Genomic DNA, 25449 nt, shown 5'->3' with positions numbered 1-25449 from the left:
CCCGTAATCAGTACGCGTCGCCCGGCTGTTGCGACAGGATCCGCTCCAGCGGGCGGCGCCCGAACAACCAGAACGCCAAGGGAGTCAGCACGGAATCCAGGATGGTCGAGCTGACCAGCCCGCCGAAGATCACCACCGCCACCGGATGCAGGATTTCCTTGCCGGGCGCGTCGGCCGACACCAGCAATGGCACCAGCGCGAACGCCGCAACCAGCGCGGTCATCAGTACCGGCGTCAGTCGCTCCAGCGACCCACGCACGATCATCGGGATACCAAAGGTTTCCCCTTCAAAGCGGCACAGGTTGATGTAGTGGCTGACCTTCAGAATGCCATTGCGCGTGGCGATGCCCGTCAGCGTGATGAAGCCGACCATCGACGCCACCGACAGCGTCAGGCCGCCGAGCCACATGGCGATCACGCTGCCGATCAACGCCAGCGGGATGTTCGCCATGATGATCAGCGTGAGTGTCGCGGAGCGGTAGCGCGAGTAAAGCACCAGGTAGATCAGCGCCAGCGACACTAGCGCCAGCAACACGATCAACTGCGTCGCCTGCTCCTGCGCCTGGAACTGACCCTCGATGCTGACGAAATAGCCACCGGGCAACCCGGCGCGCGCGGCCGCGCTGCGCACATCGCCGATGATCTTTGACATATCCGAGCCGTCGGTATTGGCATAGACCACAATGCGCCGGCGGCCGTTCTCGCGCCCGATCTGGTTCGGGCCGTCGCCATCCTCGACGTTGGCGATTGCCGACAACGGCACTGCGCCACGCGGCGAATCCAGCATGACGCGGGACAGGTCCTGCGGCGTACGGCCGGCATCGGGCAACCGCACCACCAGGTCGTAGCGGCGCACGCCCTCGATCACCTGCGTGACGCGCGTGCCATCCGACAAGGTCTGCAAGGCCTTCAGCGCCTCGCCTGCCGGGATGCCGTATTGCGCGGCCTTGCGGTAATCGAGCCGCACATTGACTTGCGGTATCAATACCTGGCGCTCGACCGTGATATCGACGAGTCCTGGTATGGCAGCAAGCCGCCCGCGCACGCTCTCCGCCAGGCCGCGCAGCGTATCGAGATCGTCACCATAGATCTTCAGCGCGATCTGTGCCCGCACGCCGGAAAGCAAGTGATCCAGCCGGTGGGAAATCGGCTGGCCGATCGCCACCGACGCAGGGAGACCAGCAAGCTGGACGCGGATGGCGGCCATCACTTGCTCCCGGCTGCGGTCGGAGCGTTTCAGGTCGATATCGATTTCGGACGAATGCACGCCTTCGGCATGTTCGTCCAGTTCGGCACGGCCGGTGCGCCGCCCGACCTGCGTCACCTCCGGTACCTGCCGGATCAGGGTCTCCGCCAGGGCACCCATGCGGTTGGCTTCGGCCAGCGATGTGCCAGGATTGAACATCAGCGACATCACCAGCGAGCCTTCGTTGAAGGCTGGCAGGAAGGCCCGCGGCATGAAAGGCACGGTGGCGGCCGCGAGCGCGACGGTGACGGCGGCGACGGCAAGCACGGTCTTGGCGCGGGGGAACGACCAGTCCAGGATCCTGGTATCGACCCGCTTGAGCCATGCCACCAGCGGGCTGTCCGGATGCTCCAGCCGCTTCATCCGCGGCAACAGGTAGTACGACAGCACCGGCGTCACCGTCATCGACACCAGCATCGATGCCAGGACCGACACGATATAGGCGATGCCCAGCGGCGCGAACAGGCGCCCTTCGATGCCCGGCAGCGCGAACAGCGGCACGAACACCAGCACCACCACCAGGGTGGCATAGACGATGCCGGAGCGGACTTCGACCGAGGCGCGCCAGATGGTCTCCAGCACGGACGGCGGGTCCTCCAGGCTTGCGCGCTGCCTGAGCCGGCGCTGGATGTTCTCCACGTCGACTACCGCGTCGTCGACGAGCTCGCCGATGGCAATGGCTAGCCCCCCAAGCGTCATCACGTTGATCGACTGGCCCAGCAGGTGGAAGGCCAGCGCGGTGACGGCCAGCGACAGCGGAATCGCCACCAGCGAGATCGCGGTGGTGCGCGCGCTCAGCAGGAAGGCGAACAGGATCACGGCCACCATGATGGCGCCGTCACGCAGCGCCTCGACCACGTTGCCGATCGAGGCCTCGATAAAGTCCGCCTGCCGGAACAGCACCTGCGGCGCGGACAGGCCCGGCGGCAGTCCCTGCTTCAGTTCGCCGAGCGCTGCTTCCAGGTTCCGCGTCAGGCGCACCGTGTCGGCCGCGGGCTGCTTCTGCACGCTGACTATCACTGCCGGCTTGCCGTTGAATCCGGCATCGCCGCGCTTGAGCGCGGCGGCATAGCGCACACCGGCCACCTGCTCGAGCAGCACCGGCGCGCCTTCCTTGTAGGCAACCGCCAGTCCCTTCAGGTCGTCGAGCCGGTTGGTGCGGCCGAGGTTGCGGATCAGGTATTCGCGGCCGTTCAGGTCGATGAAGCCGCCGCTGGTATTGGCGGCGAAGTCGCGCAACGCGCTTTCCACCTGTGGCAGCGCCACGCCGAACTGCGCCATCCTGGCGGTGTCCGGTTCGACCCGGAGCTGGCGCACCTCGCCGCCGATCGGGATGACCTGCGACACGCCAGCCACCGACAGCAGGCGCGGCCGCAGCACGAAGTCGGCATACTCGCGCGCCTGCATCGGACTGGCCCGGGCCGGGTCGATCGGTAACGCAATCAGCATGATCTCGCCCATGATCGACGAGACCGGCCCGAGGATGGGCGTCAGCCCGCCGGGCAACTGTTCCTTCACCAGCGCCAGCCGTTCCGACACGAGCTGGCGGTTGCGATAGATATCGCTGCCCCAGTCGAACTCGGCATACACGATGGACAAGCCGACGCCCGACACCGAGCGGACCCGCGTGACGCCTGGCATGCCATTGAGCGCGGTCTCGAGCGGGAACGACACCAGCAGCTCCACTTCCTGCGGCGCCATGCCGCCGGCTTCGGTGATCACGGTCACCAGCGGTTTGTTCAGGTCCGGGAAAACATCCACCGGTGTGCGCCATGCGGTCACGCCGCCGTACACCATCAGGATTAGAGCGATGGCCAGTACCATCAGCCGGTTGCCGAGGCTCGCGCGAACGATCCAGTTGAACATGCGCGCCCCTCAGCGGATCTGGTTGATCAGTGCCGCCCCGGACACCACCACCCGGTTCTCCGGTGACAGTCCCTTGACCACGACAACCGTTCCCGCATCCAGCACGCGGGCTTCAACCGGCTGAGCGATAAAGCGCTGCGTGCCGGACTTGATCCACACCACCGGCAGGTTGCTGCCATTGCGCACCAGGGCCTCGCTTGGCAATGCGATGCCCTTGACCGTCTCGGTCAGCGTCGCAACCACCGTCACTGGCTGCCCGATGGCAAGTGGTGCCGCATTGCCCGTCAGCCGGAACATCAGCGGCACGGCGCCGTTCTTCAGGCTGCGGCCGGCGCCGATGAATTCCAGCTTACCTCCGTCCGACCGGCCCAGGGTCCCACCCTGGATACGGTTGGCAAGCGAGGCATCCGCGGTGCTGGCCTCGATCAGCATCCGGACCGGGTCAACCACTTCATACAGCACGTCGCCAGCAGAAACGACCTGGCCCGCCAGCACATTGGCAGTGGCGATAACGCCGCTGGCTGGCGCGGTCAGCGTGTCGGTCTGGTGCAGGCTCTTGCCCACCGCCTCGCGCTGGCCGGAAAGACTCTGGACCTCGGCGCGCGCGGCTTCGATCTCCTTGCGCGGGATGCTGTCCTGCAGCGATTCCAACCGCTGCAGCCGTTGCCGGGCCAGCTTCAGGTTGGCGCTCAGGTTGGCGAACTGCGCCTGCTGGTTGCCGATATCGAAGGGCTCGCTCTTGTGCCGCAGCACGGCCAGCACCTGGCCCTTGCTGACACGCTGCCCCAGCAGCGGGAAGCCTCCCGGCGGCGGCTCGATCCAGCCTGGGTGCCCTGCCTGCAGGCGCCCACCCGCATTGGGGTCGATCGCCACCACGGCATTCAGCTCTACGGTTACGGGGTGCAAGGCTGCCTGCGGCATCGTGGTTCGTATGCCCATACGGCGTTGCGCGAGCTTGGGCACCTGGACACTGCCGTCGGGCAGCCGGGCCAGGCCGCCGCTGCCGGACACCGCTCCCGGTGCATCAAGGTGTTCGCCACCGGGCCCGTGCGCACCGGGGCCGGCCAGTGCCGGCATGGTTGCGCAGGCAGCCAGCGCAATGGCGATCGTTGCAAACCTGGTTGTCTTCAGCATGTCGGGCCTCAGCTTTTCTTATGGACATTGCGGCGCCTCACGCGCCAGGCCGCGGCCGCCAGGACAACCGCCACAAGCAGGACGATCCACGGCCAGCGCGCTTGCCACAAAGCCCCGAGGCCATGGGCGTGCCCATCCGCGGCAACGTTCAGGCTGCCCTCGATCAGGTCCGACTCATCGCCGGCAACAAGCGTGAACACGAGCGCATGGTGGCCCGGTTGGCGCAGCGCCTTGAGGAGTTTCTCGTCGGTAAAGGAGTAATCGCCGAAGTCGGCATGCAGCTTGCCTTGTGCCTTGATGCCGTTGAACTCGACCTCCAGCGTGCCGTTCAGCACCGGTTCGTTGGTGACGTAGCGGTCGACCATCACCGACAGCTCATCGGGGGCCAGCGTGCCAACCAGCTCGAACGCTTCCGTATTGGCTTCGATGACGGGCTGGGCATTCGCCGCGGCGCCGGTGCTCGCCGGCGCATCCAGATGCTCGCCATTGGGGCCATGGGCGCCCGGCGCCGCATGCGCGGCGCAGGCGAGGGACAAGAGCAGGGTAAGGAAGAACTGGCGGATCATGGCAGGACTCCGAGAGCCTGGTTCAGGTTGGCAGTGGCGATGCCGCGCCGGGCACGCTGGCGCGCCAGGTCGGCTTCGGCTTCGAGGGCCTGGTTCTGTGCGCGCAGCACTTCAGGCAAGCCGATTTCGCCGGCATTGAAAGTTCTGCGCAGTAGTGCCGCCCGTTCGGACAGCGTGGCGTTGCGCTCTTCGGCAAGTCTGAGCTGCTGCTCTGAGAGCGACAGCGTCGCCTGTGCCGCGTCGATCGCGGAGCGGACGATACGTTCGGTGCGATCGAGCTCGGCCCGGGCTGTCATCAGTTCAGTCTGCGCGGCAGTCTCGCGTGGCAGGTTGCGCGCGTCGGTAGCGAACGGGATCCTGATGAACAGGCCGACGGTCTGGTCGCTGGGCATGCCGCCGCCCGCACGGTCGTTGCGGTACATCACGCCGACTTCCGGCGGGTCGCGGCGCGATTTGCGCAAGTAGCCCACCTGGCGCTCGCTGCGCAGCACGGCCTGCTGCGCAGCTTCCAGCCTTGGATGGTTCACGGCACCGGCGGCGGGATCGGTCACTGGCGCTGCCGCTTCGTCATATCGCAGCGGCAACGCCGATACGCCAGTCGCTTGCAGCAGCCGCGCCCTGGCATCCACCAGCCGGGCCTCGCTGTCCGCGAGCAGGCCCTGCGCCGCCAGGTAGTCCTGCTGCGCCAGCAGCAGGTCGGTGCGCGCCAGGTCGCCGGCGGTGACCCGCCGCCGAACATCGTCGCGCAGCGACGCGGCGATCTCTGTGCGGCGCCGCAGCACATCGCGTTCCCCTTCCACGGCCACGAGCTGCCAGACGCGCTCGCGCACCTCCGCGGCAACGTTCAGCCGCGCCAGGGCGGCGCCGGCTTCGGCCTCGGCCGCTTGTGCGTCGGCCAGGTCCCCGCGTGCCGCACGCTGGCCTGGCATCCACACCGGGACGCCAAGCTGGACCTCGCTCTCACGCAGGCCGCGCTTTTCAGTCCAGCGGTCATCGCGGTGCAGCAGGCCAAGCGTGGGCGGCCCGGCGATCAGCGAATCCGCCTGGACCCGGCTGGCCGCCGCCTCCAGGCGCCGCCCCTCGGTCGCCTGGAGGGCAACGGACCGGTCCCACGCGGTATTGAAAAGCGCGTGCAGATCCGCCGGCGCAGGCTGGCCATGGGCCGACGGTGCCAGCAGCGCGGACGCAACAATGGAAATGAAGAACTTCTGCATGGAATCCCCAACGCAAATCGCGATAACACAGGCAATGCGGCGGGGCGCGGCGCAAGCCATTGCGCCACGTCAGGCAATCAGGAGGTCAAATGCCCCGCCGTCAGGCGGGCGCGTGAGGGGGGCGTAAGGGTGGACTGCCGCCGGGGTCAGGCATGCGGCCGCCGAGGAATAACGGCTCGGGCTGCGTCTGCTGCGCCAGCGGCAACAGCAGGCCCGCGGGCAGCGGTGCCTGGAAGTGGGTGCCGTAGTCGAAGTCGAGTTGATGCGACGCGGATGCTGTGGAATCGTCGAACGCGATTTCCCCGTCGTCATCGTGGTGATGGGGGACATGCTCGGCGTGCGCCGCCATATGGTCCGGCGGGAAGCCCGCTGAATGCGTGAGTTGCCGCTGCGCTGCGGCCAGGGCCTGCAGCGGCAGGATCAGCATCAGGAGGATGGCAATCACGCGCGACATAGGGCGGGATTCTACCTGACCTAAAGGGGGCTGGCGCGGGACTGGCGGGACGACCGTGTAACCGATTGTGGCGGCAAGGCCGCCGAACGTTAATCTCTTCGTAGCTCTAGCTGACGTACGCTCTACCCACTGCGCAGCGCCTCACTTTCGCAGCAGGTACGAGCCTGTGGGTTCTTGGCCGATAGCAGGCGCACGTAGGCGGACCAAGGCAAGGAGAACGCCTGGGCAAGGGTGGTGAGCTCAAGTGATGTTCTGGGCGCACATTTGCCAGGCAGTGTCTGGAAAATTCCATGAACGGGCGATTTGGGCAGATACCGTCCGGCAGATCCGATCGAACGGCCACGCTTGATGCGGCTTTCACGAGGACTGTCTGACGGTGCCGAAGCACCGCCAGCCCAGAGGCACTGCTATGCCGCAAGCGGCCCGGCTGCCATCAAGGCATCCAGCTTTGCCTTCACCATTTCAAGCAGGCAGAGCGCGCTGAAGCACGCTTCCGAGCGCACGCTTTGCTGCTCCAGCAGCACGAGCACGCCTTCAATGCCGGCACGCACTTCATGCAGGCACGCGTTGGTTTCGATTGTATCGACCATTACTGACTCCTTACCGGGTTAATGCGCGCCACTCATTTGAAGGTGAGGGTGGCGGGCCAGACAGCGAGGGTGGAAACCCGGTTAGAACAGGGAAGAACCCGGTCAGCCTTTCAGCTGCCTCGCTCGGCCCGCCATAGAACCAGACATGTTCGTGCGAGCAGAGGCGTTGCCGTTTGAAAGCGCAACGCCTGTCCCTGTTCCGACCTTCGGGTTTCCACGCCCGGTCATCGGCGATCCGATGACGTGACCAGTATTTCCTGCCGGAGTCGTGCACGCGCTAAGAGATGTCGCATTTTGGAGCGGTTGGGCGAAGCTTGCCGCAACGCGATTGAGTAGGAAATCGCTGAGTCTTGGAATGCGAGGTGGTCGCTGTGCGGTTGGTTGTCGCTCTTGACTAGCGTGGGCTGTTTCGCCGGCTACGCCGGCGAAACAGCCACGCCCGCCAAGCACGACAACCGACCGCATGGAACCAAGCCAAATCATGAGTTCCCGATCCCGCCACCGATGATCTTGGCCAGAGATCCGTCCACACCATGCTCCCCCACCTGAGCCACAAAATCCTCCCCCTCCGGCAACCCCAACGAAAACCTCACCGGAAAATTCACAGCAATCCCGCCTTCCCCAGGCACCGGCCGAACCACCTCCCGCGCCTGCACATGCGGATCCTCAAACAGCGCCGTCGCCCCCAGCACCGGCGAGAACGGAACATCCAGCGGCCCGAAGAACGCCTCCCACTCGGCCAGGTCGCGCGTGCAGAACACCGCCGCCATCAGGTCATTGACCTCCAACTTGTGCCCGTACCGTCCAGCCCGCGTGGCAAAACGCGGATCGCGCAGGGCCGGGAATTCTTCGCCCAGCGCCTCGCACAGATTGACCCAGAACTTGTTCTCGAGGATGCCCATCGCCAGATGCAGGCCATCACGCGTTTCGAAGAGATCGTTCTCCGGCATCACGGTAGGGGATGCCTGCGGCGATGCCTCATGCCCGCGCGCGGCCCAGGCGCCATGGGCGGTCCACGACAGGATCGCGTCATGGATCGAGACATCCAGATGTTGACCCTGTCCGTTCTGGCGCGCACTCATGATTGCCACCGCAAGCGACAGCGCCGCGTAGCCGGAGGCGGCGTAATCCGACACCCGCACGCGCGGGCGCGAGACCTTGTCGTGCACCTGCACCGGCGTCGCCCAATAGCCGGCCAGCGCCAGGTAGTTCAGGTCATGCCCGGCGTGGCTGGCATAGGGGCCAGTCTGGCCGAAGCCCGAGACCGAACACAGCACGATGGCGGGATTGACCGCCGCCAGCGCTTCATAGCCCAGCCCGAGCCGCGCCATCACGCCGGGGCGGAAGCCTTCCACTACGGCATCGGCATTGCGCACCAGGTCAAAGAAGGCTTCACGGCCTGCATCGGTCTTCAAGTCCAGCGCAACCGAGCGCTTGCCGCGGTTGAACTGCGCGAATACCGTCGGACCGAGCTGCCGCGCAGTATCGCCGGTGCCGGGTTGCTCGACCTTGATCACATCCGCGCCCAGTTGCCGCAGCAGGCTGCATGCATGCGGACCGGGCAGCAACTGGCTGACGTCGATGATGGTGACGTCCTTGAGACAGGACCATTCTGGCTTCATACAGGGCCTTGGGGGAGAAGGAAAGAAGGGGTGCCGCACGCGCGGAAGGTGGCGTGCGGCGCGGGGCGGGCAGGGCGCTCAGCCCAGGTCGCCGACCATGCCGATCGACTTCATCAGGTCGCCGTAACGCGCGTTGTCGCTGACGACAATGGTGCCGAACTGCGCGGGCGAGGCGCTGCGGCGCAGTTCGCCGGCATTGGCCTTGAGCTGGGCATCAAACACGCCGGCCGTCTGCAGGGCACCAACGGCGGCGTGGAGCTTCTGCGCCAGTTCGGCCGGGAAGTTGGCCGGTGCGAACAGGCCGCTCCAGTTGTCGATGACGAAGCCCGGGGGCAGGGCTTCGGCCATGGTCGGCACGTCCGGGAAGAACGGCGAACGGGCGGCCGCAGTGACGGCAAGCACCCTGACCTGGTTATTGCGCACGTACTGTGTCGCGGTGCCGAGCACCGGCATGCCGAACTGGGTTTGTCCTGTCAGCATGGCGGTGATGATCTCCGGCGCACCCTTGTAAGGGATATGCACGGCGTCACAGCCGGTCTGGTGCAGCATGGTTTCCACCGCGAGATGGGCGATGCTGCCCTTGCCGCCGGAGCCGTAGTTGAACTTGCCCGGCGCCTTCTTCATGGCGGCGATCAGTTCGGCAGCGGTCTTGTAGGACGACGAGACCGGCACCACCAGCGCGGACGGCCCGCCAGACAGTGCGGTGATCGGCGTGAAATCCTGCGCCGGGTCATACGGCATCTTGCGGTACATGTGCACGTTGATCACGTGCGTATTGGCCAGGATGCCCAGCGTATAGCCATCGGGCGCGGCACGGCGCAGCGCGCTGGCGCCGATGATGCCGCCAGCGCCGGGCATGTTCTCGACCACCAGCGGCTGGCCGAGCTTCTTGCCCAGCTCCGCCGACAGCGTGCGGGCCACGTTGTCGGGCGTGCTGCCGGCGATAAACGGAACGATCAGCCGGATCGGGCGGCTGGGGTAGCTGGATGAAGCGCTGGCGGCGCGGGCCGGCAGCAGCAGGCTGCCCAGCGCGGCGGCGCCGGCGGTGGCAAGCCAGTTTCGGCGGTTCATGCTTGGTCTCCGTGGTCTTGTCTTATGGTCTTCATGCCGGCGGCGACCGTGCCGCCGGCACGGTCAGGCCTTCTGCTGCTGCAGCGGTTCAAGGATAGCGCGCGCAATGGTATTGCGCTGGATCTCGCTGGTGCCGGTGAAGATGCGGAACATGCGCAGCTTGCGGAAGGTCTGCTCCACCGGGTGGCCGCGCGTGACGCCGACGTTGCCGTGGATCTGCACTGCCTTGTCCGCCACCTCGAAGCAGCGTTCCGAGACAAAGAGCTTGCACGCCGCGGCCTTCATGCGCAGGTCGGCGCCGGCATCGGCCAGCGCGGCGGTATGCGTGATCATGCTCTCGCAGGCCCACAGCGCGGCGGCCATGTCGGCCAGCATGTGCTGGATCGCCTGGAAGCGCGCGATCGGCCCGCCGAACTGGCGGCGCTGGCCGGCATATGCCACCGACGACTCATATGCCCTGGTGGCCAGCCCCAGCATGCTGGGGCAGTGCAGCAGGCGGTTCACGTTGATGCGCGACATGCCCAGCTTGAAGCCGTTGCCTTCGCCGCCAAAGATATTGGCGCGCGGCACGCGCACGTTCTCGAAGCGGATGTCGCCGTCGATATGCTGGCCCGACATCGGCACGTACTCGTTGCTTACCGTCACGCCGGGCAGGTCCAAGTCGACCAGCACCGCGGTGATGGCCGGCGGCGTGGTGGTGGTGTCGGTCACGCACATGACGATGGCAAAGTCGGCGAACGGCGCGCCGCTGATGTAGTGCTTGCCGCCGTTGATGACCAGCTCGTCGCCATCGGCCACGGCCGAGGTCCTGATGCTTTGCGCGTCGGAGCCGGAATGCGTTTCCGTCAGTGCGAAGCAGGTCGATTTCTCGCCGCGGATCACGGGCTCGAAGTAGCGCTTGAGCTGGTCCGGGGTGGCGTACTTGAGCATATTGCCCACGCGCGGCGGGCCGCCCAGGTCGCCCAGCACGTGCGCGGCCAGGGTGGAGCCGCTGGCGGCCAGGTCGGCCTTGAGCGCGCATTGCTCCTGGATGTTCAGGCCCTTGCCGCCGAGCGATGTCGGCAGGCAGGCGGCGTAGAAGCCCAGTTCGCTGGAGCGGCGCCAGACCTTGCGCAGGGTCTCGCGCGGCCACGGGTCTTCAGAGCCCAGGCCGAGTTCCTGTTCCAGCGGGCGCAGTTCTTTGTCGATAAAGCGGCGGATGCCGGCGCGGGTTTCCAGCAGTACGGGATTGGTCAGGTGGTCGAACATGGCGGACTCCTTCAGTTCACGCGGCGCCCGACGCCTTGCCAGTAGCGTTCGCGCACGATCTTGCGGGCCAGCTTGCCGCTGGCGTTCTTGGGCAGCTCGGCGACAAAGTCCACCGAGCGCGGCGACTTGTAGTCGGCAATGCGCTCGCGGCAGTGCGCGATCAGCTGCTGCGCGGTGGCCTCGCGCCCGGGGCGCAGCGTGACCACGGCCTTGACGCTTTCGCCCCAGGTGTCGTCCGGCACGCTGATGACGCAGGCTTCCAGCACGTCGGGGTGCTGGTACAGCGCGGCTTCCACCTCGGTCGGATAGACGTTGAAACCGCCGGAGATGATCATGTCCTTCTTGCGGTCGACCAGGTACAGGTAGCCGGCCTCGTCCACGCGTGCCATGTCGCCGGTGTGCAGCCAGCCATCGATGATGGTCTCGCGCGTCAGCGCGGGCTCGTTGAAGTAGCCGTGGAACACGTCCTCGCCGCGGATCACCAGTTCGCCGATCTCGCCCACGGCGACCTCCTTGCCGTGCTCGTCGACCACGCGCACTTCGGTCTCGCCCAGGGCGCGGCCGCAGGAGGCCAGGCGCTCAGGATGGTTGGCAATGGCGTCGGCATGGTCGGTGGTGGACAGACGCGTCACGCCTGAGGTCGATTCGCTGGCGCCATAGCCCTGCGACAGGATCGGGCCGATGCGCTCCCAGGCCTCGCGGATGCGTGCCGGCGCCATCGGCGCGGCACCGTAGGCCAGGGTCTTCAGGCTGGACAGGTCGGCCTGGGCCAGCGTGGGCTCGGCCAGCAGCATGTTGATCATGGCCGGGACCATGAACACGTGGGTGATGCGCAGCCGCGCCACCTCGGCCAGGAAGTGCGCGGGCTCGAATTTCTCGAACAGCACCAGCGTGGCGCCCTGGTACAGGTAGGGCTGCATCAGCATGCCGGAGGCGTGCGTGACCGGCCCGATCAGCGCCAGCCGGTCGCCCGGGCGCGCCGGGCGGTCCATGCCGGACACCATCTTGCGCAGCGCCGCCATGCGGTTGCCGTAGCTCTGCATGGCAGCCTTGATCTTGCCGGTGGAGCCGGACGAGAAGTGCAGCACGGCCAGGTCGTCGGGGGCAGGGGTGATGTCAGGCGGCGTGGTGCCGGCGTTGGCCAGCAGCGCCTCATATTCGACATAGCCCGCCGGCGTATCGCCGATGGCGATAAAGGTCTCGATGCTGCCGAAGCCGGCCGTGGTGCGCGCATAGCCGGTGTAGCCGGGGCCGGCGATCAGCGCGCGCGGGGTGCAGTTCCCGACCACGTCGCTGGCCTCGGCCGCGGTGAAGCGCGGGTTGAGCGCCGCCTTGACCAGGCCGGCCTTGTACAGCGCGCATTCCAGTTCGACCAGCTCGGGCCGGTTGCGCGACTGCACCGCGACGCGGTCGCCGGGCCGCAGGCCCAGTGCCAGCAGCGCATTGGCCAGGCGCGTGGAACGTTCGTCCAGCTGGCGATAAGTCACCACCTGGTCCTGGTAGAGGATGGCGGGCTGGTCGCCCCAGTAGCGCGCGGCGCGGCGCAGGAAATACGCGAAACCCATGCTGTCTCCGTTGATGCCTGTTGATTCCGGTGAGCTTTTACGTGTGCTCGTGCGCCGTAGTCTGTAAGATGACAGGCATCACCACAATGACGCATTGGCTATAAAGTCATAACCATCAGGAATGTGAGGCAATGGAGACGCGGGATATCGAGTACATCCTTGCCGTGGCGGCGCACGGCGGCATCGGCCGTGCCGCGGACGCGCTGGGGATCAGCCAGCCGGCGCTGACCAAGGCGGTGCAGCGGGTGGAGACCCAGGCCGGGCTGCCGCTGTTCGAGCGCACCGCCAACGGCATGACCGCCACCTACGCCGGCACGCGCTTCCTGGAGCGGGCGCGGCGCATCCAGCTGGAATACGAGGACGGCATCAAGGAGATGCTGGGGATCCGCACCGGCGAGCAGGGCATCCTGCGCGTGGGCTATTCGCCGTCGATCCCGGGCAGCTTGATCCTGGGCGCTTGCCGGCAACTGGTGCGCGAGCGGCCCGTGGCACGGCTGCGGCTACGCCGCAGGCTGGCGCGCGACCTGCTGGACCTGCTGGCGGCCGGGGAACTGGATGTGGCGGTGGCGCCGGCGCCGTTGGCAGCCTCATCGACCGGCCTGGCGGTGCAGCCGCTCTTCGACGACCGGCTGGTGGTGGTGGCGGACGAAGGCCATGCCTTGCTGCAGCGGCGCAAGCTGCGGCTGGCGGACCTGGCGGACCAGGAATGGCTGCTGCCTGAAGGGCATATCACGCTGCGCCAGCAGGTCGACGCGGCGTTCCGCCAGCGCGGCCTGCCGCAGCCGCAGCCGCGCATCGAGATCGACTTTGGCAGCAGTTCGCTGTTTGCGCTGATGCAGGGCACGCAGATGCTGAGCATCGCCAATGAAGGCGGCGATGCCATGCAGCATGGCCTGCGTGTGCTGCCGCTGGGCGTGGAGGAACTGGACCTGCGCCGGAGCATCGGCGTGATCTCGCGCGAGGGCGCCTACCTGTCGCCGCTGGCGCAGCGCCTGACGGTGCTGCTGAGCGAGCACAGCCGCTGAGCCGTCAGGCCCCCCGGGCAAGCGGCTACTGCAGTGGAATCTTCGCCACCGTCGCCAGCCGCTTCCAGCGCTGGATCTCATCCTTCTGGTACTGCAGCATCTCGCCCGGTGACGACAGGATCAGCTTGGTCGACTGGCGCGTGTAGTACTCGCGCACATCCGGGGCGTTGCCGGCCTGCGCAAACAGGTCCTGCAGCCGTTTCACCACCGCCGGCGGCGTCTTTGCCGAGACCGCCGCGGCCACCCAGTTGTAGGCCAGGAAGTCCGGCAGGCCGGCTTCGACGATGGAAGGCACCTCCGGCAGCAGCGGCGAGCGCTGCGGCGCGGTGAAGGCCAGCGCGCGGACCTTGCCGCCACGGACCAGTTCGATGGCGCCGGTGGCATCCACCACGGCGAAGTCGACATTGGCCGCCATCACGCCGTTGATGGCATCGCCCGCGCCCTTGTACGGCACGGCGGTGGTCTTGATGCGGGCCAGTTCGTTGAGCCACTCGGAGTAGAGCGTGTAGGAGATAGAACCCGAGCCATAGTTGAGCGCACCAGGGCGCTTGCGGGCATCTTCCAGCAACTCGGCCAGGGAGCGGTAGGGCGAGCTTGCCGGCACGATGATCACGCATGGCCCGCGAGACAGCAGCGTGATCGGCGCGAAGTCCGTCAACGGGTCATATGGCAGCTTGCGGAAGGTGGCGGCATTGGTCGACAGCGTGGAATTGCTGCCGATAAAGACGGTGTAGCCGTCGGCCGGCGCGTTCAGCGCGGTCTGCACGCCGATAAAGCCGTTGCCGCCGGGCTTGTTCTCCACCACCACGCCCTGGCCGGTCAGCTCGCCGATCTTCTTGGCGAACATGCGCGCGGTGGTGTCGGTGCCGCTGCCGGAAGGGAAGGGCACGATAAAGCGGATAGGGCGGGCGGGGAAGGTGTCGGCGGACTCGGCGGCGGGCGCCGCCAGCGGCGTGGCGGTGCCGATGGCCGCGAGCGCGGCGGCAGCCAGTCCGAGGAAGCGGCGGCGGGAACGGAAGGCCTGTTGCATGGTGTCTCCTAAGCGTGGAAAGCCCGGCGTGTTCCCGCCGGTGCAAGGGATAAGCGAGGGCTTAGCGGCGCAGGCCGAGCAGGTCGCGGGCAATCACCCAGCGGTGCACCTCGCTGGGCCCTTCGTAGATGCGCATCAAACGGGTCTCGTTGGCCATCTGCTGCAGCGGCAGCTCCTTGGTCATGCCCATCGCACCGAAGGTCTGCATGGCATGGTCGATCACGTCCCAGGCCATCTCGGTGGCGAATACCTTGATCATCGATACCTGCGTGCGGGCCTCGTCGCCGGCGTCGATGCGGCTGGCGGCTTCGTAGGTCATCAGGCGACAGGCGTGGATGCGCGTGGCGGCGTCGGCCACCCACCACTGGATCGCCTGGCGCTGCGCCAGCGGCGCGCCGAAGGTCTGGCGCTGCGGCGCGTACTCGCAGATCATGTCCAGCGCCCGCTGCGCCCGGCCGATGCACCACGCGGCCATCTGCACGCGGCGCGTGGACAGCCGCGCCTGCATCGGCGCAAAGCCCTGGCCCTCGGTGCCCAGCAGCTGCGAGGCGGGGATGCGGCAGTCTTCCAGCACCACCTCGTAAGTCGATGCGCCGCCGATCATCGGGATGCGGCGCTCCACCTTGAAGCCCGGCGTGCCGCGCTCGACGATAAAGGCCGAGATGCCGCCGCGCGCGCCCCTGGCCTTGTCGGTCACGGCCATGACGATGGTCCAATCGGCGCGTGCCGCGCGGCTGATCCAGATCTTGCGGCCGTTGAGCACCCATTGGTCGCCGTCGCGTTCGGCGCGCGTGGTCATCATGGCGGGGTCGCCGCCGGCGCCGGGTTCGGAAATGGCGATGGCCGACACGGTCTCGCCGCGCGCGTAAGGGGCCAGGTAGCGCTCACGCTGGGCCTCGCTGGCGCTCAGCATCAGCATGCGCAGGTTGGGCGAGTCCGGCGGCAGTTCGTAGGGCGTGATGGTCTTGCCCAGTTCTTCGTTGACGCCCACCATGGCCACCGTGGGCAGGTCGGCGCCGCCCATCTCTGTGGGCGCATCCAGGCCCCACAGGCCCAGTTCGCGCGACATCGCGTCAAGCCGCGCGTGCTCTTCCGGCAGCAGCGTCATCTGCCCGCCGGCGGCTTCGCGCGCCAGCACCGCGGGTTCCAGCGGGATCAGCTGCTCGCGCACAAAGCGCGCGACCAGGTCCTTGAGCATCCGGTGTTCTTCGTCCAGTTCAAAGTTCATGCCCTGTCTCCTGCTGATTCGTTATGGTTGGCTGACGCCTTGTGCGAGGCCAGCTCCTGCAGGACTTCGGCGGTGTGTTCGCCCAGTCCCGGCGCATGGCGGCGCAGCGACAGCGGCGTGGCCGAGAAGCGCGCGGCGGGGCGCACTTCGCGCAGCGGGCCTTCGGTGGGGTGCTGCGTTTCCTGGAACAGGCCGACGGCGCGCAGATGCGGGTGGTCGACCAGCGCGTCCAGGCCATAGATCGGCGTGGCGGGGATGTCGAGCGACTCGAACAGCCCCATCCATTCATCGGTAGTGCGCGCCGGCGTCAGCTCGGCCAGGTGACCGTACAGCGCGCGGATATTGGCGTTGCGCTGCGCGCGGTCGGCCACCTCGTAGCGCTCGGCCAGGTCGTCGCGGCCCACCGCGCGGAAGAAGGCTTGCCAGTGGCGCTCGGTGTAGGGCAGGGCGCAGATCCAGCCGTCGCGGGTCGGCGCGGGGCGGCGCCCGCCCTGCAGCAGACGGGCGTAGCCGGCACCGGCGGGCGCGGGCTCGAAGGTCAGGCCGCCCAGGTGCTCGGCCATCACGAACGCGGTCATGGTCTCCAGCATCGGCACCTCCACCGACTGGCCGACGCCGTGGCGCTCGCGGTACAGCAGGGCTGCCAGCACGGCGTTGGCCAGTGCCAGCCCGGTGGTCTTGTCGGCGATCAGGCTGGGCACGTACTCCGGGCGATCGCCGGTGGTGGAACCCAGCGCGACCAGCCCGCAGCCGGCCTGGATGATGTCGTCGAAGGCCGGCTTGTCGCGGTGCGGACCGTCCTGGCCGAAGCCGGTGGCCACGCAGTAGACGATGCGCGGGTTGATGCGCGCCACTTCGGCATAGCCGAAGCCCAGCCGCTCGATCGCGGCTACGCGCATGTTGTGCACCAGCACGTCGGCGCTGGCGATCAGCCCGCGCAGCGCCTCGGCGCCCTCGGGGGTCTTCAGGTCGAGCACGACCGAGCGCTTGTTGCGGTTCAGCGCCAGGTAGATCGAGCTCATGCCGGCGTGCTGCGAGACGCCGTTGGCGCGCATCAGGTCGCCCTCGGGCCCTTCGATCTTGATCACGTCGGCGCCAAAGTCGGCCAGCACCTGCGTGGCCAGCGGCCCGAGCACGACCGCGGTGAGGTCCAGCACGCGGATGCCGTCCAGCGGGCCGGCCGGCGTGGCGCGGGTGTCTTGTTCGCTCATCGGGGCCACTCCTTCAACGGCGCTTGAAAACAGGGGCGCGGCGCGCGGCCATGGCGGCGACGCCCTCGCGGAAGTCTTCGCTGCGGAACTGTCCGTGCTGGATTGCCAGTTCGCGCTGGTTGATCTCGGCGATGCGGTCGGCCAGCCCTTCGCGCAGCGTGGCGCGCGTGGTTTCCACGGCCAGCGGGGCGGAGGCGGCGATCTCTTGCGCCAGGGCCATGGCGCGGGCATTGACCTGCGCCTTTTCCACCAGTTCATCGGCCAGGCCAATCTCGACCGCGTCGGTGCCGGTGATGCGCCGGCCGGTATAGAACAGCAGCGCGGCCTGCTGCTCGCCCACCAGCCGCGGCAGCGTCAGGCTCATGCCGAAACCGGGGTGGAATCCCAGCCGGTTGAAGTTGGCGCTGAAGCGCGCCTCGGCGCAGGTCACGCGGAAGTCCGCCACCAGCGCCAGCCCCATGCCGGCGCCGATGGCGGCGCCTTCCACCGCGGCCACGATCGGCTTGCGGTTGCGGTAGAGCCTCATCGCATGCGCGTAGAAGCCGCCCGGGTCGTTGGCAACCGCGCCCTGGTCGGCGCCGCTGAAGTCAGCCCCGGCGCAGAAAGCGCTGACGCCGGACGCCAGCACGATGGCGCGGCAGTTCTCGTCGTCGTCCAGCGCCTGCAGGGTGTCGGCCAGGCGCCGCATGATGTCGGCATCGACAAAATTGTGCGGCGGGCGGGACAGGACGATGCGGGCGACGTGGCCTTCATGGGTGACCTGGATATTGGCGTCGGCTGACATGCGGGGCGTTCCTCTGTGGTGGATCGGCTCGGGGGCCGGGATGGACACAGTATTCGCGCCGCGCGGCCGTACCGCTATACTCTAATTTCACTAACTGAAATTATTGGCGATGCCGGACGCCGTGCTGCCAGAGCCCTCCACCCGCCGCGTCACGCACCAGACCGGCCGCTTTACCCGCGACACCGCGGGCAGCCAGTCGCTGGAGCGCGGGCTGGTGCTGCTGCGGGCCTTCCGTGTTGGCACCACCAGCCTGACCAATGCCGAGCTGGCGGTGCGCACCGGCCTGCCGCGCCCCACCGTCAGCCGGCTGACGCGCTCGCTGGTGGATGCCGGCTTCCTGCGCTATGACGTGAACGAACGCGCCTACCGGCTGGCGCCGGTGGTGCTGAGCCTGGCCGATGCCTTCCACCAGTCAAGCCGCGCGCCGGACATTGCATTGCCGCTGATGCGCAAGGTAGCCGAGGCCGGCAAGGTCAACGTGGGGCTGGCCGTGGGCGACCAGCTGGAGATGGTGTACCTGGCGTCGATCCGGCACAGCCGCGACAGCGTGTCGCGCACGCGGCGCGTGGTGCCGGGAACCCGCGTGCCGATGGAGATGACGGCGATCGGGCTGTCATGGCTGGCGGCGCAGCCTGAGGGGGTGAGGGAGGACCTGCTGGCCGGCATTGCCGCGCGCCAGGGCGAGGCCTGGATCAATATGCGGGCCCAGGTGCTGCGCGGCATCGCGCAGGCGCAGCGGCACGGCTATTGCACCGCGGCCTACCAGCCCGGGCACCTGCTGGCCGTGGGGGCCGCATTTTCCGGGCCGGACCAGCAGCTGTACGGGCTCAATATCAGCTTCCCGTTCAACGAGAGCGAGCGCAGCCGCGACAATGCCCGCTATGCGGCCCAGCTGGCGCGGCTGGTGGCGGACATCCAGGAGGCCTGGCGCCGCGCCGCCGGATAATCCGGGTTCAGTACACCGACGGCATGCCTGCGGGCCGGTTCTTGAAGCGCCGGTGGATCCAGTAATACTGCTCCGGCATGGTGGCGATCTGGGCTTCGAGAAAGGCGTTCATGCGGCGCGAATCTTCCTCGACGCTGCCCGAGGGGAAGCCCTCCAGCGGATCGAACACGCGCAGCCGGTAGCCGCGGTAGTCGGGCAGCACCTCGGTGGTAAAGGGCACCACACGCGCGCCGGTCATGCTGGCCAGGCGCGAGGCCGAGGTCAGCGTGCAGGCCGGCACGCCAAAGAACGGCACGAACACCGAATCGTTGATGCCGAAATCCATGTCCGACGCCAGCATCACCGGGCAGCCGGCGCGCAGCGTGCGCACCACCTGCTTGCCGCTGCCGCTGCGCGGGATCATCTCGGCGCCAAAGCGCCCGCGCTGCGTGCGCGAGATTTCTTCCAGCATCGGGCTGGACATCCTGGTGTACAGCGAGGCCACCGGGTGGCGCATCGAATAGAACATGCAGCCGGCCTCGATGCCGACGAAATGGAAGCCCATGAAGATGGTCGGATGCTCCGCGCACGAGGCCAGGTCGATGCGGGTGTCCAGTTCCACCAGCTTGCCCAGGCGCTCGGCGCTGCCGAACCACTGCACGCCGCGCTCCAGATAGCTGCGCAGGACGTGGCCGAAGTGGTTGCGTGCCAGCTTGTCGCGCGTGTCTGCATCCATGTCCGGGAAGCACAGGGACAGGTTGGTATGGACAATGCGCCGGCGGCGGCTGGGGATGCGATACAGCAGCTTGCCGATCGCATCGCCCAGGCGTGCGGTGACACCGTATGGCAGGGCGGCGACGAGCTTGAAGACTGCGATGGTGAGCGCAGCCTGGAGCCGGTGTTTCATGAAGATCCTAGGGTCGGCAGCGGCGGCTCGGGCAATGGCCCCGGGCAGGCGGCTGCGCGGCAATAATTCGGCGCCACTGGCTGGTGGCGAACGGGATGCACCCGAACGACGGGAAGAGCGAGGGCCGGCCCCCGGCATATGCCTGGCGCCTGGCGCGGCACGGTGTGCGCGTCGGGGGCTGACAAAGCAAGGCGGGACGCCAGGGCGGCGCCCCCGGCACGGCGCGCGGGCCGAGGGGCGGCGTGGGTGCGCTATGCGTCGCTGCGCAAGCTTTCTCTGAAGGGCGCACTGTAGCACGATGGCCGCTGCCCGGCGATGACGGTTACTACCAGTAGCAAACAGGGGGAGATTATTGCAGCGCCTGGGTGATTCAGCGGAAATGCTCGGGCCGGGGGCAGGGCATTTCCGACTGTACCGAGAGCGATCCGGAGAAAGGAAAATGGCGCTGAATAATACGCGCAGGCGGCATCGCCACGCCTGCCAATAATGACCGGCGGGATTATCGGGCAGGAATTGCTCAGGGTTTTTTCAATTCGCCCAGGTAGTGATTGACCTCGGCCAGCAGGGCGCGGTGGAATTCCGCCGGCAGGACATGGTCGTCGGTCAGCGACATCAACTGGTTGATGCGCTGGCGGAAGCGCTGCTCGGCGCTGGCGCGTGCCGCCGGCGGCAGGCCTGTGGTCAGCGAGCACAGCAGCTCGCGCATCACCAGCAGGCGCGCGCCGTACTGGATCATGGCATCGCCTTGTGTCTTGAGGTTTTGCGCCAGCTGTTCCGGCATCGTCTTGCCCGGCTCGCCAGGCGCAGCCGGAGCGGGAGTTTCGGCGGGGTTGTGGTCATTGTTGTCGGGCGCGGCCGCGCCGGTCTTTTTTCCTAGCATGGTGATCCTGAACATGGGCGAGGCTCCCTGGTTCAAGCGGGGCCGGCCTGAAACGCCGGCGGCCTGGATGGCAGAAGCACTCATCATGGAAGCCTGCCGTGCACCGGACTGTGCGGCGGCAGACACTGGGACGCCTTGCGCGGCGTCAGCCGGCCAACGCCGCCGGCGCGGGTTTGCGGCCCTTGCCTGCGCGCGCCGGCGGCAGGCACAGTCCGCAGACGTAGCGGTGGCGCGCATCGTCGGCCTGCACGACATAATCGCCCCGGCAGTCCCTGCAGCGCGCCAGCCGCAGCATGCCGCGCTCATAGAAGCGCACCAGCGTCCAGGCGCGGGTAAAGCTCAGCTGCGAGGCCTCGCCGGTGGCGCACAGCTGTTCGCGGTACATGCGGTAGCTGGACAAGACCGCGCGGATTCCGTCCAGGATGCCGCGGCTGGTCATGAAGCGGTAGGCGCCAAGCAGCATCGAGGCATGGGCATTCGGGCGCCAGGAGACAAACCAGTCCGTGGAGAACGGCAGCATGCCCTTGGGCGGCGACACGCCGCACAGTTCCTTGTACAGCCGGATCAGGCGCACGCGTGGCAGCGACACTTCGGACTCCAGCACCTGCAGGCGGGCGCCCAGGCCGATCATCTCGATCGCCAGGCGGATCTGCTCAACATCCTGCAGCATGCTCTTGCCGCCAAGCGGGGTCCTGGCGCGCGGAACCGGGGCCGGTGAGCCGGCCACAGCCGTGCCGGCGATATCGTGTACATCCATTGGTCTCCTCCTGGAGATATATCGGAAATGGGCGCGGGCAAAGTGCCGGTTGCTGATCCGGCTTGCCCGGGCCTGTCACCGATAATCATGACCCGGCGTGTCACCGTGCGCGGCACGGTTTCTCTCGGGTCCGGGGCTCAGGTTTCTCGTAGTCGAGGAGGATTTTTGGATCGATCGGGGCGTTATAACCATGACATGCATCAACAATCATATTTCCGCGATTATTGTGTGTCAGGTACGGCGCCTGGATTTGACCGTCCTTATCCTGGTGTAGGAGAAGTGCCCGCACGCTATCGGACTGACGCCGATTTCATTGGCAGGCCCATGGACTACGCTGCAAGAAGACCAACGACGGAGCGATCCATGGCTGCGAACTTCCTGATCAGGCAGACGGCGCAAGGCTGGGAACTGGCGGTCGAAAGTGCCCGCAAGGGCCTGGTGCACTGCGAGGATCGCGAAATCGCCGTCAGTATCGGCATGGCTGCGGCCAGGCGGCGTGGCGTCGCGCTGATCGTGCAGGAGGAAGAGGGCGGCAATAACACCCCGAGCGGCATCACACCACTGGCTGCCTGAACGGGCCCGCCCCGCCCGATAGCGCGGTACGGCACCTAGCGTGCCATCAGAACACCCCAAGCCCCAATCCCGCTGCCAACCCCTCACCCAACTCCCCGCAACGCGCCAGGTCCCCGGCTTCGATCTGCTTGGGCGCAAGGATGCGCTCCGGTGTCTGCGCATGCGTACAGACGATCAGCCCCGGCGCCACGGCGTTGAGCCGCCAGCCAGTGGCGATGCGCTCGATCTGGCGCAGCGCATTCTGGCCATCGCTGCCGGCGCAGATCATGGTGGCGTAGGGGCGGCCGTTGATGCGGTCCAGCGCGGCGTAATAGCAGCGGTCGAAGAAGTCCTTCATCATCCCTGCCATGGCGGCCAGGTTCTCCGGCGTGGCGAAGAGATAGCCGTCGGCGGCAAGGACATCGTACGGGCCGGCCTCGGCAGCGGTCTTGAGCACGACCTTGACGCCGGGCTGCTGGCGGGCCGCGCCAGCGGCGGCCTCGGCCATCTGCCGGGTGCCTCCGGTCATGGTGTGATAGACGATCAGCAGCGTTTTCATGCTTGCGTGTGGGCTGTGTGCCGTACGTTGAAGACTGTATCACGCAGGCCGGCGACGACACTTATCGTAGAATCCGGGGCAGCCATCCTGCGCGCCCGGCGCACGTGCCACCCCTTCATGCCGAAAGCCAAAGCCCCCGCCCTTGACCGCTCCGCCAGCGAGCAGGCCATCCAGTTGCTGGATGCCGCCACCGATCATGTTCTCGCCAATGGCTTGGGCGATCTGTCTTTGCGCAGCGTGGCGGACGCGCTCGGCACGAGCCACCGCATGCTGATCTACTACTTCGGCTCCGGGGATGGCTTCTGGCAGGCACTGTTGCATCGCATCCGCCATGCCGAGCAGGCCGCCCGCGAGCGCATGATGGTGGAAGGCATGGCTCCCGAAGCCGCGATGGAGGCGGCGTGGGAGCGCTATTCCGCCCCAGGCTACCTGCCGATCATGCAGCTGATGTTCGAGATCTACGGCAAGGCCATCCGCGACCGCGAGCGCTTCAGCGGCTTTCTGGAGGACGTCGTCGGCAGCTGGACAACCACGCTGGCGGCACGCCTGCAGCGCGACCTCGGTCTTGGCGCTGCCGAGGCCGGGCTGCGCGCGCGGGTGGAACTTGCCACCATGCGCGGGCTGCTGCTGGACCTGGTCACCACGGGTGACCGCAAGGGCACGACGGCCGCGCTGAAGTACTTCGCCGCCAGGATGGCGGCGCTTCCCCAAACCGGCAAGTAACGGCTTTTTTCCCCGGAAATCCGCGTAAACCCCGATTTTTTCCATTCGTGTACCACATGGTACATTGCATCCCACGCCTTGCGGACGAGGCGAATCGTGGCAAACCAACAGGGTGCAATATGGATCGGCGACAACTACTGGCCTGGGTGGCCGGGACTGCGGTGGCGATGGCGCTGCCAGGGATCGGGCAGGCGCAAACCTTCCCTTCGAAGCCAGTGCGGCTGGTGGTGCCGCAGGCCGGCGGCACCGGCAATGATGTGCTGGCGCGCGCGCTTGCGGAAAAGCTCAGTCGTGCCTGGAACCAGCCGGTGGTGGTGGAGAACAAGCCCGGGGCCAACGGGACGCTGGCGATCAGCTATGTGATCGGGCAGCCCGCCGATGGCTACACGCTGTTCTTCGCCGGCGTTTCCAACCTGAGCTTCAATCCCTTCCTGTATCCGAAGCTGCCCTATAACCCGGGTCGGGACCTGACTGGCGTGGCGATGCTCGCCAACTCGCCCTTTGTCTTTGTCGCGGCGCCGTCGCTCAAGGCCGATACGTTCCCGGATTTCGTGCGGATGGCCAAGGCTCGCCCCGGCGAGATCAGCTTCGCGTCGGGCGGCATCGGCAACTCCACCCACCTGGCGATGGAACTGGTCGCGCAACGCACCGGAGTCCGGCTGCAGCACGTGCCGTTCAATGGCAGCGGCGGCTCGACCAGCCTGATGAACGGGCAGACCCCGGTGATGATGAATGTGCTCGCGGGCGTGCAGCCTTACATCGCCGGCAAGAAGCTGATACCGCTGGCGGTCACCGGCGACAAGCGGCAGCCAGCCTTGCCCGCGGTGCCCACCTTCAAGGAGCTTGGCTATGACGTGCAGGTACCCGGGTGGTACGCGATCGTGGCCCGCGCAGGCACGCCCGCAGGCGTCATCCGCAAGGTCAATGCCGACATCAACCAGATCCTGGACGACCCGCAATTCCAGGGGAAGCTTGCCTTCCAGTTCCTGGATGCAATCAAGGGGCCGCCGACCGAGGTGGAGCGCTACATGAAGCGCGACGCCGATACCTGGGGCCCGATCATCCGCAACCTTGCCATTTCTCTCTGAGGACCGCTGCCATGGCACATCTCACCAAGGCCGTGCACGATTATCGCCTGGCGGCGATGCACAGGCTGATGGACAAGCTGCGCGTCGACGCGCTGGTGTTCGGCACGCCTGACTTCTTCCAGTACGCCACCAATTTCCAGCTCGATGTCTGGCCGTGGGAGCGCCCGGTGTTCGTGGTGGTGCCGCGCAATGGCGACACCTTCGCGGTCATGAACGAGCTGTCGACCAACCATATGCGCTTTGCGACGGAGAAGGGCACGGTCTGGCTTGCCGATGTCACCTACTACGCCGAGCATCCCCGTGTCTCGAACCGCCTGCCGCTGCCGGCGCAGCTGCCGGAAGTGGTTGCTGCGCTGCTGGGTGCCAGGGGGCTCGGCATGTCGCGGATTGCGGTCGACGTCCAGCATCCGATCCTGGCCGGTGCGCAGCGCTACCTGCCTGAACTCACGCTGCGGCCCGCCATGGCGGAGATGCGCAGCCTGCGCTGGGTCAAGCATGCGGAGGAGCTGCAGGTCATGCGCGAGCTAGGTGCGCTGACGGACTGGGTGCAGGATCGCTACCGCGAGAACTTCCGGCCAGGGCGGCTGGTGCAGGAGCTTGACCACGCCATGGCGGCGCTGATGTCGGAGGAGGCGGCGCGGCGCTTTCCGGGGGAGGACTTCGACATCCTCAAATGCTGGACGCTGACCGGGCCCGCTTCGGCATCGCCGCATGGCGATGGCGCCGGATGCGGCGCACGGATTTCCGCCGGCGACACCATCGTCAACCTGGTGCTGCCGCGCCTGAACGGGCTTTATGTCGAGAACGAGCGCACCTGGTTTTGCGGCCGGCCCGGCGACGAGCAGGCGCGGCTCTACCAGGTTGCGGCAAAGGCCACCGACGCCGCCGTTGCCGCGGCGGTGGTGGGCAAGCGCGTCTGCGACATGGATGCGGCCGCGCAGGCTGTGATCGAGCAGGCCGGCTGCGGGGACTACGTGTTCCATCGCACCGGCCACGCGGTCGGGCTGATGCTGCACGAATACCCGGAGGACATGGCATTCAATACCCGCCCGCTGCTTGCGGGAGAGGTGTATTCGGCGGAGCCGGGCCTCTATGTCTACGGCCTGGGCGGCTTCCGGCTGGACGATACCGTGGTGGTTGGCGACCAGCCGGAAGTCATCATCAAGACGCCGAAGACGCTGGAATACGCCACCGTGGACTAGGC

24 protein-coding genes are annotated in these 25449 nt (G+C 67.2%); 6 read left to right on the top strand and 18 right to left on the bottom strand.

Annotated elements, in window-relative coordinates:
• Positions 1–7: 7 nt before the first annotated feature.
• The 10 genes from AC3WLE_RS22095 to AC3WLE_RS22050 all read right to left on the bottom strand — a co-directional run bounded on the left by AC3WLE_RS22095 (position 8) and on the right by AC3WLE_RS22050 (position 12576).
• On the bottom strand, positions 8–3112 hold the full coding sequence (locus AC3WLE_RS22095; protein ID WP_492356139.1) for an efflux RND transporter permease subunit: 3105 nt from the start codon (positions 3110–3112) through the stop codon (positions 8–10).
• 9 nt (positions 3113–3121) lie between these two features.
• A complete protein-coding gene (locus AC3WLE_RS22090) occupies positions 3122–4246 on the bottom strand; it encodes an efflux RND transporter periplasmic adaptor subunit (RefSeq protein ID WP_492319191.1) in 1125 nt (374 codons plus the stop codon).
• An 8-nt stretch (positions 4247–4254) separates the two neighbouring features.
• Entirely contained in the window at positions 4255–4812 is a 558-nt protein-coding gene (locus tag AC3WLE_RS22085) for a hypothetical protein (protein ID WP_492350919.1), read from the bottom strand.
• Positions 4809–6026 (bottom strand): TolC family protein, encoded by a 1218-nt coding sequence (locus AC3WLE_RS22080; RefSeq protein WP_492356140.1) that lies wholly within the window; start codon positions 6024–6026, stop codon positions 4809–4811. Before AC3WLE_RS22080 ends, AC3WLE_RS22085 begins: the two co-directional genes overlap by 4 nt.
• 100 nt (positions 6027–6126) lie before the next feature.
• On the bottom strand, positions 6127–6480 hold the full coding sequence (locus AC3WLE_RS22075; protein ID WP_492319194.1) for a hypothetical protein: 354 nt from the start codon (positions 6478–6480) through the stop codon (positions 6127–6129).
• 407 nt (positions 6481–6887) lie between these two features.
• Entirely contained in the window at positions 6888–7070 is a 183-nt protein-coding gene (locus tag AC3WLE_RS22070) for a hypothetical protein (protein WP_492319195.1), read from the bottom strand.
• 479 nt (positions 7071–7549) lie between these two features.
• Complete coding sequence (locus AC3WLE_RS22065) at positions 7550–8692, bottom strand: CaiB/BaiF CoA transferase family protein (protein ID WP_492356196.1); 1143 nt, start codon at positions 8690–8692, stop codon at positions 7550–7552.
• Positions 8693–8770: 78 nt separating this feature from the next.
• The gene (locus AC3WLE_RS22060) at positions 8771–9763 is read right to left on the bottom strand and encodes a tripartite tricarboxylate transporter substrate binding protein (RefSeq protein WP_492350917.1); all 993 of its coding nucleotides are present in this window, start codon (positions 9761–9763) and stop codon (positions 8771–8773) included.
• 63 nt (positions 9764–9826) lie between these two features.
• Positions 9827–11011, bottom strand: coding sequence for an acyl-CoA dehydrogenase family protein (locus AC3WLE_RS22055; protein WP_492356141.1), 1185 nt, complete (start codon positions 11009–11011; stop codon positions 9827–9829).
• Positions 11012–11022: 11 nt separating this feature from the next.
• Entirely contained in the window at positions 11023–12576 is a 1554-nt protein-coding gene (locus AC3WLE_RS22050) for an AMP-binding protein (RefSeq protein WP_492356142.1), read from the bottom strand.
• Between the two features lie 131 nt (positions 12577–12707).
• On the opposite strand from AC3WLE_RS22050, the gene AC3WLE_RS22045 reads away from it, so the two are divergent.
• Positions 12708–13601 carry a LysR family transcriptional regulator gene (locus AC3WLE_RS22045; protein ID WP_492356143.1) on the top strand — a complete coding sequence of 298 codons (894 nt, stop codon included), beginning with the start codon at positions 12708–12710 and terminating at the stop codon, positions 13599–13601.
• 25 nt (positions 13602–13626) lie between these two features.
• Here AC3WLE_RS22045 and AC3WLE_RS22040 read toward each other — a convergent pair whose 3' ends face one another.
• From AC3WLE_RS22040 to AC3WLE_RS22025, 4 genes are all read right to left on the bottom strand, one after another.
• Positions 13627–14631: a Bug family tripartite tricarboxylate transporter substrate binding protein gene (locus tag AC3WLE_RS22040; RefSeq protein ID WP_492356144.1), complete on the bottom strand. Its 1005-nt coding sequence runs from the start codon at positions 14629–14631 to the stop codon at positions 13627–13629.
• Positions 14632–14692: 61 nt separating this feature from the next.
• Complete coding sequence (locus AC3WLE_RS22035; protein WP_492356145.1) at positions 14693–15859, bottom strand: acyl-CoA dehydrogenase family protein; 1167 nt, start codon at positions 15857–15859, stop codon at positions 14693–14695.
• A complete protein-coding gene (locus tag AC3WLE_RS22030; RefSeq protein WP_492356146.1) occupies positions 15856–17070 on the bottom strand; it encodes a CaiB/BaiF CoA transferase family protein in 1215 nt (404 codons plus the stop codon). Before AC3WLE_RS22030 ends, AC3WLE_RS22035 begins: the two co-directional genes overlap by 4 nt.
• Positions 17071–17083: 13 nt before the next feature.
• Positions 17084–17854, bottom strand: coding sequence for an enoyl-CoA hydratase/isomerase family protein (locus AC3WLE_RS22025; RefSeq protein WP_035826248.1), 771 nt, complete (start codon positions 17852–17854; stop codon positions 17084–17086).
• Between the two features lie 109 nt (positions 17855–17963).
• On the opposite strand from AC3WLE_RS22025, the gene AC3WLE_RS22020 reads away from it, so the two are divergent.
• Positions 17964–18800 (top strand): IclR family transcriptional regulator, encoded by an 837-nt coding sequence (locus AC3WLE_RS22020; protein WP_492319204.1) that lies wholly within the window; start codon positions 17964–17966, stop codon positions 18798–18800.
• A gap of 7 nt (positions 18801–18807) precedes the next feature.
• On the opposite strand, the gene AC3WLE_RS22015 is transcribed toward AC3WLE_RS22020, so the two are convergent.
• The 3 genes from AC3WLE_RS22015 to flhC form a co-directional block, all read right to left on the bottom strand.
• Positions 18808–19686, bottom strand: a complete 879-nt coding sequence (locus AC3WLE_RS22015) for a lipid A biosynthesis lauroyl acyltransferase (RefSeq protein ID WP_492319205.1) — start codon at positions 19684–19686, stop codon at positions 18808–18810.
• Positions 19687–20203: 517 nt separating this feature from the next.
• On the bottom strand, positions 20204–20581 hold the full coding sequence (locus AC3WLE_RS22010) for a hypothetical protein (protein WP_492356147.1): 378 nt from the start codon (positions 20579–20581) through the stop codon (positions 20204–20206).
• Between the two features lie 130 nt (positions 20582–20711).
• A complete protein-coding gene (flhC, locus tag AC3WLE_RS22005) occupies positions 20712–21323 on the bottom strand; it encodes a flagellar transcriptional regulator FlhC (protein WP_492356148.1) in 612 nt (203 codons plus the stop codon).
• Positions 21324–21686: 363 nt separating this feature from the next.
• On the opposite strand from flhC, the gene AC3WLE_RS22000 reads away from it, so the two are divergent.
• Positions 21687–21896: a hypothetical protein gene (locus AC3WLE_RS22000; RefSeq protein ID WP_492319208.1), complete on the top strand. Its 210-nt coding sequence runs from the start codon at positions 21687–21689 to the stop codon at positions 21894–21896.
• A gap of 46 nt (positions 21897–21942) precedes the next feature.
• On the opposite strand, the gene AC3WLE_RS21995 is transcribed toward AC3WLE_RS22000, so the two are convergent.
• Positions 21943–22434: a flavodoxin family protein gene (locus tag AC3WLE_RS21995; RefSeq protein ID WP_492319209.1), complete on the bottom strand. Its 492-nt coding sequence runs from the start codon at positions 22432–22434 to the stop codon at positions 21943–21945.
• Positions 22435–22551: 117 nt separating this feature from the next.
• Here AC3WLE_RS21995 and AC3WLE_RS21990 point away from each other — a divergent pair, with 117 nt between their 5' ends.
• The 3 genes from AC3WLE_RS21990 (at position 22552) to AC3WLE_RS21980 (ending at position 25447) form a co-directional block, all read left to right on the top strand.
• Positions 22552–23157, top strand: coding sequence for a TetR/AcrR family transcriptional regulator (locus tag AC3WLE_RS21990; protein WP_492319210.1), 606 nt, complete (start codon positions 22552–22554; stop codon positions 23155–23157).
• A 119-nt stretch (positions 23158–23276) separates the two neighbouring features.
• Entirely contained in the window at positions 23277–24245 is a 969-nt protein-coding gene (locus AC3WLE_RS21985; RefSeq protein WP_492319211.1) for a Bug family tripartite tricarboxylate transporter substrate binding protein, read from the top strand.
• Between the two features lie 11 nt (positions 24246–24256).
• Complete coding sequence (locus AC3WLE_RS21980) at positions 24257–25447, top strand: M24 family metallopeptidase (RefSeq protein ID WP_492319212.1); 1191 nt, start codon at positions 24257–24259, stop codon at positions 25445–25447.
• The last annotated feature ends 2 nt before the right edge of the window (positions 25448–25449 follow it).

The sequence above is a fragment of the Cupriavidus sp. FW306-1B-F12B genome (assembly GCF_058781795.1).
Note: the sequence above shows the minus strand (reverse complement) of the source record. Positions and strands in the feature narration are given on the sequence as shown.